We start from the raw sequence: 12499 nt of genomic DNA, 5'->3' as shown, positions 1-12499 counted from the left end.
TCAGGCCTCCTCGATCGCCACCTGGATGACGGTGTCGGGGTGCGCGCGGCGCAGCAGCCGGCCCCGACCCGGTGGCCCGTTCTCGGCCCGGTGGCCGCCGAACAGCACGCCTTCACGGCTGTCCCCGGGCAGGATCACTGCGGCCGGCTGCTGCTCCCGCAGCCGGGCGAGCAGCTGATCGACCGCGAACCCCCGGGAACTGCCGGTGACCCGCCGGGCGAGTACCACGTGAAACCCGAGGTCGTGCCCGTGCGGCAGCCGGTCGACCAGCGGCGACAGCGGCGAGCTGCCGCCACCGACCAGGTCGTGATCGTCGACCACGACGAACAGCTGCGGCCCCTGCCACCAGTCCCGGCGGGCCAGGTCCTGACCGGTCAGACCGGGCGGCGGCATCCGCTCGGCAAGCTTGCCGTCGACCTGTCCGACGTACTCTGCGGCGGCGGTCGGGTCGGCGGCGTAGGCACCCAGGTAGTCCTCGGGCACCGCGCCCAGCAGGGTCCGCCGGTAGTCGATTACGACGAACCGGATCTCCCACGCCGTGTAGCGCCGGGCCATCGCCGCCATCCAGGTACGCAGCAGCTGGGTCTTGCCGGTGCCGGAGTCGCCGAGCACCACCAGGTGCGGATCGTCACCGATCAGGTCGAGGTGGACCGGGGCGAGGCCGACCTCGTCCAGCCCGACCGGTACACCGGCGCTGGTGGCGTCGACCGGCAGTTGCGCGGCGGCCAGCCGGCGCGGCAGTACCCGCACCTCGGGGGCGGCCGGTCCGCTCCAGCCGGCGGCCAGTTTGCCGATCACCTCGTCGACCGCCTCGGTCAGGGCGTCGACGGTGTCGGTGTCGTCGACCCTGGGCAGCAACGCCTGGTACGGCACGCCGGGCGGGGCCAGTCCCCGGCCGGCGACGACGTCGCCGAGCGCGCGGGCCGCCGGCCGGCTGATCTCGCTCTCCGCCGGGTCGTTGAGCCGCAGTTCGAGCCGGCCGGCGAGGCTGTCACGCAGATTGGACCGGATGTCGAACCAGCGGTTCGCGGTCACCACGACGTGCACCCCGACGCCGAGGCCGCGCGCCGCCACGTCCACGACGACCTCGTCGGCCAGGTCGAACTCGGCCCGGATGGCGGGCCAGTTGTCCAGCACCAGGAACACGTCGGCGGCGCGTACGTCGGCGGGGATTCCGCCGCTGGCCCGCAGCTGCCGCCAGCGGCCGGCCGAGTCGACGCCCAGATCGGCGAAGATCCGTTCGCGTTCGTCGACGAGCCGCCGGGTGTCCAACAGGATCCGGCGGGCCAGCTCCACGTCCCGGCGACCGGCGACCCCGGCGACGTGCGGGGCGGCGGCGAGCGCCCGCAGCCCACCGCCACCGAGGTCGACGCAGGCGAACTGGGCCTCGTCCGGGGTGTGGGTCAGCATCAGGGCCAGCACCGTGGTGCGCAGCAGGGTGCTCTTGCCGGTCTGCGGAGCGCCGACCACGGCGAGGTTCCCGGCCACGCCGAAGTCCACCAGCATCGGGGACTGCTGCTGGGTGGCCGGCTCGTCGAGGACGCCCAGCGGCACCCGCAGCCCGCCGAGCCACGGCCAGCTCTCGGCCTGCAGCCCCCGCTCCGGCACCTCGCTCACCGGGCCGAGCACGGATCCGAGGGCGATCGCCGGTGGCAGCGGCGGCAGCCACACCTGATGGGCCACCGCGTCGACCTGGGCCAACGCGGTCGTCACCAGATCCAGTGTGGATGGTCCGTCGACACTGCCCTCGGCCGACCCGGTGTCGGAGGCCCGACCGGTGTCGGTCCCGGCCGACCCACCGGGGTACGGCGCGTCGCGGGTGACCGGGCCGAACGGCACCGGGACGAGATTGGCCGGCGCGGCCGGCCGGGCCGGCGGCCAGGCCGGGCCGGAGACGTGCGAGACCCGGAACCGGCGGTACGCCGACTCGTCGACCTTCAGGTACGCCGAACCGGGCAGCGGCGGCAGCAGGTACGCGTCGGCGGTGCCGAGCACCGCCCGGCTCTCGGCGGCACTGAACGTCCGCAACCCGATCCGGTACGACAGGTGCGACTCCAGGCCACGCAGCCGGCCCTCGTCGAGCCGCTGGCTGGCCAGCAGCAGATGGATCCCGAGGCTGCGGCCCACCCGACCGATCTGCACGAACAGGTCGATGAAGTCGGGCCGCCCGGTGAGCAGCTCACCGAACTCGTCCACGATCACCAGCAGGTACGGCAGGGCCGGCAGCGGGGCACCGTCGACACCCGTACCGCCGGCGGCACGGCGCACCTGGTACTCGCGTACCGAGTCGACGTTGCCGGCGTCGCGCAGCAGCCGCTGCCGACGCTGCTGTTCCCCGACGAGCGCCGCCCTGACCCGGTCCACCAACGCCATGTCGTCGGCCAGGTTGGTGATCAGACCGGCGACGTGCGGCAGATCCACGGCGTTGGCGAAGGTGGCCCCGCCCTTGAAGTCGACAAGCACGAAACTGAGCAGGTCCGGTGGGTGGGTCATGGCCAACCCCACCAGCAGGGTACGCAGCAGTTCACTCTTGCCGGAGCCGGTCGCGCCGATCACCAGCCCGTGCGGGCCGACACCGCCCTGCGCCGACTCCTTCAGGTCGAGCACCACCGGCCGGCCGTCGCTGTCGATGCCGATCGGTGCGCGCAGCAGTTCGTCGCTGCCGGCCGGCAACCAGCGTCCGGTGCCGACCACCTCGTCGCGGGACAGACCCAGCAGTTCCGGCACCGACAGCGAGTCGACCAGCTCGCCGGCCCGGGGCGGCCGCAGCCGAAGCGGCGCCATGGCCCGGGCCAGGCACCGGGCCAACGCCGGGGTCGGGGCGTCGCCGACCAGGTCGTCGACCGCGGCGACCAGCTCCGACCGGCCGGCGAGGGTGAGCCGGCCGGCGTCGTCGACGCTGACCCGTACGTCGGCCCGGGGCGGCTGGTACGACGGGCTGGTCACCAGACACACCACGCTCACCCCGCTGGCCTTGCCGGCCCGGGCCAGCAGTTCGGTGAGGACCGGCTCCCGGACCCAGGTACTGGCCGGGTCGTAGCCGTCGATCAGCAGCACCAGCCGGCGGCCCGGGTCGGTGTCGGCCCGGGTCAGCAGGACCGGTTCGTCGGTGGTGTCGAGCCGGGCCAGCCACAGCTGCAGCAGCCCGACCAGGGCGGACAGGTCGTCGGCGACGGCGACCTGCGCGACCGTCGGCGGCAGGTCGGCGACCTGACCGGTGGGGCCGGCGGTCCGTACGTGCGGTAGCCAGACCGCCCACTGCCAGTCCCGGACGGTGTCCGGCGCGCAGACCATCACGGCCACGTCCTCCGGTGCGTGCAACGCCGCCGTCTGGCACAGCATCGCCCGGCCCACCGCGCGGGCCGCCGCCGGCGGGCCGATCACGCTGACCACGCCGGCCCGGCCCAGGTCGATCAGGCCGGGCTGGCGGCCGACCGAACCGACCTGCCGGACCATCGCCTCGGCGGCCGCAGTGAGGTCCGGATCGGTGTCGGCCATCGGGTCGGCCCTGGCCGACAGGGTGACCGGTACGCACAGCGGCCCGCTGCCGAGGCCGATCCGGATCCGCAGAAAGTCCGGATCGGTGGGTCGACGCTCCCACAGCCGCTGCCGGTGCCAGGCGATGGCGAGCAGTCGCTGCGGTGACGGATGCGTCACCGGCACCGCCGCGCGCTGCTGGGCGGCGATGTCGCGGGCGCTGCGGCGGATCCCGGTCAGATGCGCGTGGTAGCGGATCCGCTGGCGGGCCCGCTGGCGGCGGGCGTGCGAGCTCATCTGGTAGCGGATACCGAAGGTCGACACGATCGAGATCACGATGAACGCGATGCCGGCCACCACCATCCACCGGTGCCCGAGCGTGATCATGTAGCCGGCCATCGCGATCGTGCTGAGCAGCGGCAACAGCAGGGTGATCAGCGCGATGCCGCCGTTGCCGGCAGGGTCGGTGGGCGGGGCCGCCACGGTCAGCCGGCCCTGCGGCAGGGCCGGCCCGGCGGTGCGCGCGGCCCGGTGCAGCAGCCGCACGGGGGGCGCGGATTCTGATGTCGACATGGCTTCCTGTGGTCCGGCCCGGTTCAGGACCGGGCCACCTCGGTGAGGGTCACGGGGTTGGGGGTGCCGCCCGGCGGGGTGTCGCCGCCGGACGGATCCGGACCGCCGGACGGGCCGGTGCCGCCGCCGGAGCCACCGCCGACCACGTCGACGAACGCGTCGAACATGGCGACGATCTGGGTCTCGGCGGCGTCGTAGTTCAGCGCCGCCCGACGCAGATTGACCCCGATCACCGCGAAGAGCCCGGGTGGTTCGTCGTTGAACAGCTCGCTGGCCGCCGCGTTGAAGTTGTCGAACAGCAGCTGTGCGTCGGTCGCGCTCGGACCCAGCCAGGCGCCCGCCTCGGACAGGCCGTTCAGCGCGCCGACGATCCGTTCCAGGCATCCCGCGACCCGGCCGGCGTCGTCGAGCACCTGCTGGCCGTTGGCGGCCAGGGTGGTGATGTCGCAGGAGATGCTGCTGGTGTTGTAGACCGGGTTCGGCCCGAGCGGGTTGTCGGCCAGGGGCATGTCAGGTTCCCCGGATGGTGTAGTAGTTCGCGGTCTCCGTACGCTCGTAGTTGTCCAGGGTGGTCTGCATCCGGCCGATGATCGCGTCGATCGCGTCGATCAGGTCGGTGTTCGCGCCGACCAACTGCTGCGACAGGTCGGCGAAGGTCGACGCCGCCGGCCCGGACCAGACGGCGGTGGCGCTGTCCAACGCGCCCTCGATGCCGGTCAGCAGCTCGTCGACGGTGTCGCGTTCGGTCCTGATGGTCGTGATCGCGGCACGCACCGCGTCCATGTCGACGTAGTACATCAACGGCATGCCGGCTCCTTTCCCCACCTGCGGGCGCGCCAGGCGACGCGACGCCGGATGCGGTCACCGTAGGTCGCCGGCCGATGCCCCGGACAGCTCCGCTTTCGGGCCCGGTACCCAGAACATGGACGTTCCGGTGGTCACCGGATCCGGGGGATGCTGCGCCGGAACGACGGCACGACCGGGAGGTGGCATGGGAACGACGAGCAACAATCCGGGTGACGAGGTCCGCGACCCGGGCCTGCCGGTGCCCCCACCGAACCCGGGCGGCGACTCCTCGCCGCCGCCGGAACAGATCACCCTGGACTCGGTCACCGTCGACCCGGGCTTCTCGATCTCCTACGAACCCGGCGGCTCGTCGGACAGCTCCGGCGAGTCGGACGAGGACGGCCGCACCGCGACCTACTCCCAACTGTCCGTGTCGTTGGCCGACCTGGCCGCCACCGAAGGGTCCCTGCTCACCGCCGTGCGGGACCTCACCGCCCGGTACGAGGAGCTCCGCAACCGGGTGGCGACGACCCAGGACACCGTCTTCGGGCAGACCGTGACCCACGACGAGATCGTGCAGGACAACCCCGGCGCGCCACACCAGCAGTACTACATCCGGCGGGACGTACCGGACTCCCTGCAAACCTACGCGATCGGGTTCGCCGACGGGACCGACGAATTCCCCGGGATCCGTCCGTACATGGCGCAGGCGCTGGACGACTTCGCCAAGACGCTGCAGCTGCTCGGCGCGTACGTCCAGGCGTTGGAGGCCACCGGCGACGGGTACGCCACCGCCGACGACCACTCCCGGTTCGACTCCGGCTGATCCTCCGGGCCTGCTCGACCTGGGCCGGTCAGGACGCGATCGACCGGCCCAGGTCGAGCATCACGCCCACCGCCCCCCAGATCGTCAGCGCCGCGACCAGCGCCACCGCCACGAACAGCGCCGAGGCACCCAGCAGCCAGCGGGGCCGACGGTCCGCCAGCGGCGACCGCGACGCCAGCCAGGCGCCGCAGCCCACCAGGGTCAGCGCCACCAGCACGCCCACTGCGACCGCGACCGGCCACCGGGCTGCGACGGTCACGGTCAGGGTGACCAGGCCGGCCGCCGCGGCAGCGACCGTCGCCACCGCCTCCACCGCGAACTCGTGGCTGACCGCACGCAGCACCAACGCCACCGCCAGCGCGCCGACCAGCAGCCACGCCGCCCAGTCCGGCGATCGGGCCACCCCCACCAGGCCGGTCGCGGTGAGCAGCGCCGCCGCCACCGTCCACCCGGCCAGGACCCGGTACGCCCGGCGTACCGCCGCGGTGACCGTCACCGGGTCGTCAGCCGGCGCCGAACCGGCCCGGCCCTGGCCGAACATGGCCAGCCGGCCGGCGGCCGGCGCGGCGGCGACCAACATCGCGAAACCGACCAGCGCCACCACCGCCAGCAGGCCGGCGCCCGAGGGCCGCAGCACGACCAGCGGTACGGCGCACCCGGCGGCGACGGCGATCCACAACGCCACCGCCAGCGTCCCGGCGGACGGCGCCGCCGCGAACGCCAGCAGACCGCCGACGCTGGCGGCCACCGCCGCGCCCGACACACTGCCCAGCGTCATCGCGCCGGCGCAGCCCAGGGCGACCGGGGCGGTCAGGGCCAGGCCGGCCAGCAGCGGCTCCGGCAACGGCCAGCCGCGCCGTCGGGCGAGGGCGACCAGCCCCGGAACGGCCAGCCCAACGACGACGGCGAGCAGCTCGACACCGACCGGCCGACCCGGCCCGGACGTGGCCGGTCCGGACGCCGCAGGCCCGAACGTCGCCAAGCCGACCGTCGCCACCAGCCACCCGACGCCCGCCGCCACCAGGGTCGCGGCCGCCGCCCGTTGGTTCCACCGCCACCGCCCCAACTCGTCGGTGGCTTCGGCGACCACCTCGTCGATGTCGGTCACCTGCGCCTCGTGGTCCTCGTCGGCGGCCAGGTCGACCAGGTACAGCACCATCCCCTCGGTCGGTGCGCAGTCGGCGAGCGGGGCGTCCAGCGGCAGCGGCCGAGCGCCCAACGGGGCCAGCGACCACACCTGCGGGTGGGCGCCGGTGGTGGGCTGCTCACACAGGTCGAGGATCAGCCCGAGATACTCGCCGACCGGCACGTCCACCGGCAGGGCGAGGTCGACCCGGCGGTGGGCACCGACCACGGTGACCGGACAGCGGTGGCCCGTCGCGGCACCGGCGCCGGTGCTGAGATCGGCGCCGACGCCGGTGCCGGCGGTGGCCGGCGTCACGACGACCGCCACGTCGCCCGGTTGCTCTCCTCCGCCCCGGTGTAGTTGTCCCAGCAGGTGTTCAGCGCGTGGCCGACCATGCCGAGCACCCCGGTGGGTCCGAACAGGTCGGCGGCGGCGACGCTCCACTGGTTACGCAGCTCGAAGTAGTGCTCCCGGGCCTCACCGGTCCAGATCGACTCCAACTCGGCGAGCTGGGTCTTCAGCTGGGAGAGCCGTTCCTCCATCTCGGCGGACCGGGACAGCACGTAGCTACCGGCGGTCTCCTGCGCCGAGGTGACCCGCAGAAAACTACTGTCGATGCTCATCGATCACTCCTTGACGTCGTCAGCCGAGCCGGGCCGGTGGCATGGACGCGAGGACCTGCTGCACCGACTGGTTGTTGGCCGTCTCGCTGCCCACGTAGTTCTGGTAGGTGGTGTTCAGCCCGTTCGAGATCCCCATCAGCGCGTTGTGCAGGTTCTGGGCATCGACCGCCCACCGCTGCATCAGCTCGTCGAAACTCACCTGCGCCACGCCTTCCCATGCGCCGCGCAGCGACGCCACGTACTGCCGCAGCTGATCGAGCCCGACGGAGATCTCGTCGGCGATCGCGGCGGCGCTCTGCGCGCCGGCCTGCACCTGCAACGGGGTTACGCCGTAGTCGGCCACCGTCGGTTCACCTGCCTCATTTCGCGTCCTCCACCTGGCATCCGTCATCGTGTCCGGCCGGCCCGGGCACCACCAGTCACCAAATCCCCGACGTCGGGGCGGGCGACCAGAACAGGGACGTGGTGCGCCAGGCCAGGCACCGCCGAGAATCGGGCCAATGACCACACGTCTGCGGGTAGCGACGCACGGTTGGGGCGCCCACCGCAGCGTCGGTGCCGCCCTGCGGGCGGCCGCCGTCGGCGGCACCGTCACGATCCGGGCCGGCCGCTACCGGGAGGCGCTGGTCCTCGACCGGGCCGTCACCCTGGTCGCCGAGGGCGAACCGGGATCCGTCCGGATCGTCACGCCGGTCGCCCCGGTGCTGGTGGTCGGCGCGACGGTGACCATCCGGGGCGTGGTCTTCGAGGCGCCGCCGACCCACCCGGGTACGCCGGACGGGCACACCGCCGCCGTGCTGCTCGACCAGGGCAACGCGCTCCTGGAGGACTGCACGGTCGTCGGTGCCGGCGTGATGGTCACCGGCACCACGACGGCGACGCTGCGTCGGGTGACCATCCGGCAGGTCGCCGGCGACGGGGTCCAGGTGACCGACGACGCCACCGTCACGGTCACCGACTGTCTCCTGGCCGGGGTCGGCGGCTGCGGGCTGCGGGTCGTCGGCGGCCGGGTCGACGTCACCGGCAGCCGGATCGAGGACAGCACCGGCGCCGGGGTCCTGGCCACCGGTACCGCCGAGGTACGGCTCGACGACTGCACGCTCACCGGGGTACGGGACTCGGCGCTGGCAGCCCGCGACGACGCCCGACTGACCGTCACCGCAGGTCGGCTGGTCGACGCGCGCGGCAACGCCGCGTACCTGACCGGGCGGGCCCGGATCACGATGACCGGGGTCGTCGCCACCGGGTCCGGGTACAGCACGGTGCACGTCGGCGGGCAGGCCCGCGCCGAACTGACCGGATGCGAACTGGACGGCAGCGGCGAGCACGGGGTGGCGGTGGCCGACGGCGCGACGGCGCAGCTGACCGGCGGACGGATCACCGGTGCCCGGCTGACCGGTGTGCACGTCTGCGACCGGGGCGACCTCACCGCCGACGGCGCGACGATCTCCGGCGGCACCGGCCTGGTCGTCGACACCGCGCACCGGCCGCTGCTACGCGGCGGCGCGATCACCGGCACCGGTGGTGTCGCCGTGCAGGTCGGCGCCGAGTGCACCACTGTGCTCGCCGGCCCGACGCTGCACGGCACCGTCCACGGCGGACCGTGGGCGGTGCTGCGCTGCCCCGACCCGGGACCCCGTGACGAGCAGCCGACGCCGGGGCAGGCGGCCCCGGCGCCGGCCGACGATCCGGCCGACCCGGACGAGTCGGTGGCCCGGCTGCTGCGCCAACTCGACCAGCTCGTCGGACTCGACGACGTCAAACGCGACGTCGGCGCCCTGGTCACCGTCATGCGGCTGGTCCGGTTGCGGCGCGACGCCGGGCTGCCGCCGCCACCGCTGAGCCGGCATCTGGTCTTCGCCGGCAACCCGGGGACCGGCAAGACCACCGTGGCCCGCCTGTACGGTCGGATCCTGCACGCGCTGGGCCTGCTCACCCGGGGGCATCTCGTCGAGGCCAGCCGTAGCGACCTGGTCGGTGAGTACGTCGGACACACCGCGCCGAAGACCACCGGTGTCTTCCAACGGGCCCGGGGCGGCGTGCTGTTCATCGACGAGGCGTACGCGCTCGCCCCGACCGGGCAGGGCGCCGACTTCGGCGCCGAAGCGGTCGCCACCCTGGTCAAACTGATGGAGGACCACCGCGACGACGTCGTCGTCATCGCCGCCGGCTACCCCGACGACATGGCCCGGTTCGTCGCCTCGAACCCGGGCCTGGCGTCCCGGTTCACCCGTACGCTGCGGTTCCCCGACTACCGGTCGGCCGAGCTGGTCCGCATCGTCGAAGCCCAGGCCGAACAGCACCGCTACCGGCTCACCGGATCCACCCGGGACACCCTGACCGCACTGTTCGACCGGCTCCCCCGGGTCGACGGATTCGGCAACGGCCGGGCCGCCCGGCACGTGTTCCAGCGGATGACCGAACGCCACGCGCTACGCGTCGCCACGACCCCCGGGGCGAGCGAGGCCGAGCTGACCGACCTCCGACCGCAGGACGTGCCTGATGACGCTGACTGACCGATCCGTTCCCGCCGACCGCACGATGCCCACCGACCGCACGATGCCCACCGACCCGGCCGCTGAGCCGACGACGCCACAGCTGGTGCTGCTGCTCGACTGGGCGTCGCTGCCCGCCGGCCGGTACGCCGCCGTGGCCGCAGCTGCCGGAAAGCGCCGCGTGGTCCTGGCCGTCCCGGCCGACGAACCGGTGGACCTGGTGGGGCTGCTGCGGGCGGGAGTGCGTGCGCTGGTCGCCGTCGGCGACCCCGTACCCGATCTCGACCTGGCGATGGCGGCGGCCGCCGCGGGAGGCCGGTACGTCTCGGCCGGGCTGGTCGACCGGTTCGTCGCATCCGTCGACGAGCCGGCACCACCGGACCGGATCCCGTTGACCTACCGGGAACTCGATGTCCTGCAGGGCATCACCCAGGGCCTGACCCACCGGCAGGTAGCCCGGCGCATCGGCGTCACCGAGGCGACCGTCCACACGTACGCGAAGCGGCTGCGCCGCAAACTCGACGCGGTCAACAAGGCCGACCTCACCCGGCGGGCGATCGAGCTCGGGTACGCGCAGGCCAGCTCCGCCGAGCGCTGAGCACGTCTCGTCGCTCCGGTTCTGCCGGTGCGATTTCCTGTCGCCGGCCCCAGGCTGCCGGTTGGATTACCAGGTGGGTGGCGTACCGGCGGCGGGTCGCCGCAACCCGGGCAGCCAGGCGGGCGCCCCGGCGCAGCGCCGCACGGGAGGACGCGTTGACCGTCGAACCGGCCCCGTACGACGTCGTCGCCCTCGTCCGGGATCCGCTGGCCGGCATGGGCGTACGCTTCCTGCTCTCCGAGGCCGACCGGATCCGCGACGTCGCGCTGCGCTGTCAGGTCCAGGACCTGCACAACGGTACGGTGCCCGACACCTGCGCCGCGCCGCGTCGGCCGACGGTGGCGGTGCTCGGCGTCGACCTGCCCCCGGCGCAGCTGCGCCGGATCTGCGACCGGTGGCCGACCCTGGTGGTGGCCTCGGCGACGGCGATGAGCTCGGCACTGGCCGCAGTCCGGTGCGGTGCCCGTTCGGTGCTCGTCGCGGCGGCGACCGACCCGGCTGAGATGCGCATCGCCCTGAACGCCGTCGTGTCCGGCGGAATCCACCTCGGACGGGGTCTGCAGTGGGCACCGGCCGAGCCCGTCCGGGCGGTGCCGGCCCGTACCGGCTCGGTCGCCGCCGAAAGCCGACAGCTTCCGGCGCTCGCTCCCCGGGAGGTGCAGACCCTGCGGCTGATCGCCCGGGGTCTCACTCACGCACAGGCCGCCCGGGAACTGGGGTTGACCGCCGCCACCGTCGACACCTACGTGAAGCGGATCCGGACCAAGCTCGCCGTGGGCAACAAGGCCGAGCTGACCAGGCGGGCGATCGAGTTCGGCTACGTACCGGCGCAGCTGGCCGCCCCCGGCTCCTGACCCGGATCGGTACGACCGGCCACCGGTCCCGGTCGCCTATCCGGCGGTGCAGTTCACCCGGACCTGTGCGGCACCGATGTGTTCACCGTTCGGGTCCCGGCCGGAGTCCTGCAGGTGCAGCGAGATGGCACCGTTGCGGACCGCCACCGCCCCGGTGCCGACCCACTGTCCCCGGTTCGCCGTCTGGTTGATCGAGAACTGGGCGTACGGGCTCGTCGACGTCCGACCGCCGAGCACCTTGTACACCGCCGGGTTGCCGGCGACGTCGCGCGCCGAGCCGCTGTTCGGGACGAGGACGGAGAAGGTGCAGGTGCCGTTGACGACGGGAGCTGTCTCGAACCACCAGACCACGTAGTTGCGGCCGGTCGCGGTGGAGCTGCCGGACATCGGGATCGCCAGCGCCGACCCGGAACAGCCGTCGCCCCGGTGGCCGCCGGTGATGTCGTACCAGCCGGCGGTGCCGTCGCGGTACACCCCGTGGCTGTACCAGTTGTGTGCGTCGTTGTTGCCGGCGCAGCCGGGACCGGCGATCGCCGAGTACGTGGTGGCCGCCAGCCGCGCCGCGCTGGTCGGCTGCGTCGCGACCGACCGGCTCTGCTCGGCGGTAGCCGGTGGTGTGGTCCGGGTCGCCGATGCCACGACAGGGGCGGTCGTCGGCTGCGTTCCGGCCGGCGGCGGCACCAGGTGCGCGCCAGTCGGCGTATCCGGCTGCTGGCCGGCCGTCGTCGGACCCTTGGTCGGGGCAGAGCCGTCCGGCCCGGTCGGCTGACCCGGGCTCTCGGACCCGTCCGGCCCGACCGGGCTGTCCGGGTCGGTGGTCGGCGCGGTGGCACCCGGTACGGCAGCCGCCCGCGCGGTGCCCTTTCCGCTGCTCAGGTACTCGACCAGGAACCCGGCGACAGCCACGACGACCAGGGTCAGCAGCACCGCGACCAATGCGGCGGCACCGCGTCGCGCGGGTGAGGCCGCCGGGTCGCGGTGCAGCACCCGGGTCGCGACCGCGTCGGCGAACGCTGCCCGCGCGCGGTCGGCCGGCAGGTGGCCGGCGGGTGCGTCCCCGGCTGACGATTGCTGGCCGAGCTGCATCACTGTCCTCCGGGCACGGTCGGCGTCGACGTCTCGACGCTCGTGATCTCGACGC

Annotated in this window: 11 protein-coding genes; 4 read left to right on the top strand and 7 right to left on the bottom strand. The window is 73.7% G+C overall.

Annotated elements, in window-relative coordinates; genetic code table 11:
* From eccCa to O7608_RS05955, 3 genes are read right to left on the bottom strand one after another with little or no spacing between them, the layout of a single operon-like run.
* A complete protein-coding gene (gene eccCa, locus O7608_RS05965) occupies positions 1–4023 on the bottom strand; it encodes a type VII secretion protein EccCa (RefSeq protein WP_289209011.1) in 4023 nt (1340 codons plus the stop codon).
* A 50-nt stretch (positions 4024–4073) separates the two neighbouring features.
* The gene (locus tag O7608_RS05960; RefSeq protein ID WP_289209010.1) at positions 4074–4559 is read right to left on the bottom strand and encodes a WXG100 family type VII secretion target; all 486 of its coding nucleotides are present in this window, start codon (positions 4557–4559) and stop codon (positions 4074–4076) included.
* Between the two features lies 1 nt (position 4560).
* Positions 4561–4857 (bottom strand): WXG100 family type VII secretion target, encoded by a 297-nt coding sequence (locus O7608_RS05955; protein WP_289209009.1) that lies wholly within the window; start codon positions 4855–4857, stop codon positions 4561–4563.
* A 184-nt stretch (positions 4858–5041) separates the two neighbouring features.
* Between O7608_RS05955 and O7608_RS05950 the strand changes: the two genes are divergently transcribed.
* Positions 5042–5662, top strand: a complete 621-nt coding sequence (locus tag O7608_RS05950) for a hypothetical protein (protein WP_289209008.1) — start codon at positions 5042–5044, stop codon at positions 5660–5662.
* Positions 5663–5690: 28 nt separating this feature from the next.
* On the opposite strand, the gene O7608_RS05945 is transcribed toward O7608_RS05950, so the two are convergent.
* Genes O7608_RS05945 through O7608_RS05935 form a run of 3 tightly spaced genes read right to left on the bottom strand, consistent with a single transcriptional unit; the run spans position 5691 to position 7754 of the window.
* Positions 5691–7115 (bottom strand): EsaB/YukD family protein, encoded by a 1425-nt coding sequence (locus tag O7608_RS05945; RefSeq protein ID WP_289209007.1) that lies wholly within the window; start codon positions 7113–7115, stop codon positions 5691–5693.
* Positions 7100–7411, bottom strand: coding sequence for a WXG100 family type VII secretion target (locus tag O7608_RS05940; RefSeq protein ID WP_278173242.1), 312 nt, complete (start codon positions 7409–7411; stop codon positions 7100–7102). The genes O7608_RS05945 and O7608_RS05940 overlap by 16 nt, the downstream gene beginning before the upstream one ends.
* Before the next feature lie 19 nt (positions 7412–7430).
* Positions 7431–7754 carry a WXG100 family type VII secretion target gene (locus O7608_RS05935; RefSeq protein WP_289209006.1) on the bottom strand — a complete coding sequence of 108 codons (324 nt, stop codon included), beginning with the start codon at positions 7752–7754 and terminating at the stop codon, positions 7431–7433.
* Between the two features lie 157 nt (positions 7755–7911).
* On the opposite strand from O7608_RS05935, the gene O7608_RS05930 reads away from it, so the two are divergent.
* The 3 genes from O7608_RS05930 (at position 7912) to O7608_RS05920 (ending at position 11358) form a co-directional block, all read left to right on the top strand.
* Positions 7912–9927 carry a right-handed parallel beta-helix repeat-containing protein gene (locus O7608_RS05930; RefSeq protein WP_289209005.1) on the top strand — a complete coding sequence of 672 codons (2016 nt, stop codon included), beginning with the start codon at positions 7912–7914 and terminating at the stop codon, positions 9925–9927.
* Complete coding sequence (locus O7608_RS05925) at positions 9914–10504, top strand: helix-turn-helix transcriptional regulator (protein ID WP_289209004.1); 591 nt, start codon at positions 9914–9916, stop codon at positions 10502–10504. Before O7608_RS05930 ends, O7608_RS05925 begins: the two co-directional genes overlap by 14 nt.
* Positions 10505–10659: 155 nt before the next feature.
* Positions 10660–11358, top strand: a complete 699-nt coding sequence (locus tag O7608_RS05920) for a helix-turn-helix transcriptional regulator (protein ID WP_289209003.1) — start codon at positions 10660–10662, stop codon at positions 11356–11358.
* A 36-nt stretch (positions 11359–11394) separates the two neighbouring features.
* Here O7608_RS05920 and O7608_RS05915 read toward each other — a convergent pair whose 3' ends face one another.
* Positions 11395–12444, bottom strand: coding sequence for a hypothetical protein (locus O7608_RS05915; RefSeq protein ID WP_289209002.1), 1050 nt, complete (start codon positions 12442–12444; stop codon positions 11395–11397).
* Positions 12445–12499 lie beyond the last annotated feature (55 nt).

Source organism: Solwaraspora sp. WMMA2056 (assembly GCF_030345095.1).
Classification (GTDB): domain Bacteria; phylum Actinomycetota; class Actinomycetes; order Mycobacteriales; family Micromonosporaceae; genus Micromonospora_E.
This window is presented reverse-complemented; position numbering and strand designations above follow the sequence as displayed.

Coding starts and splice junctions, on each gene's coding strand:
- O7608_RS05960 (WP_289209010.1), bottom strand. CDS start 4,559: ATGCCCCTGGCCGACAACCCGCTCGGGCCGAACCCGGTCTACAACACC.
- O7608_RS05955 (WP_289209009.1), bottom strand. CDS start 4,857: ATGCCGTTGATGTACTACGTCGACATGGACGCGGTGCGTGCCGCGATC.
- O7608_RS05950 (WP_289209008.1), top strand. CDS start 5,042: ATGGGAACGACGAGCAACAATCCGGGTGACGAGGTCCGCGACCCGGGC.
- O7608_RS05940 (WP_278173242.1), bottom strand. CDS start 7,411: ATGAGCATCGACAGTAGTTTTCTGCGGGTCACCTCGGCGCAGGAGACC.
- O7608_RS05930 (WP_289209005.1), top strand. CDS start 7,912: ATGACCACACGTCTGCGGGTAGCGACGCACGGTTGGGGCGCCCACCGC.
- O7608_RS05925 (WP_289209004.1), top strand. CDS start 9,914: ATGACGCTGACTGACCGATCCGTTCCCGCCGACCGCACGATGCCCACC.
- O7608_RS05915 (WP_289209002.1), bottom strand. CDS start 12,444: ATGCAGCTCGGCCAGCAATCGTCAGCCGGGGACGCACCCGCCGGCCAC.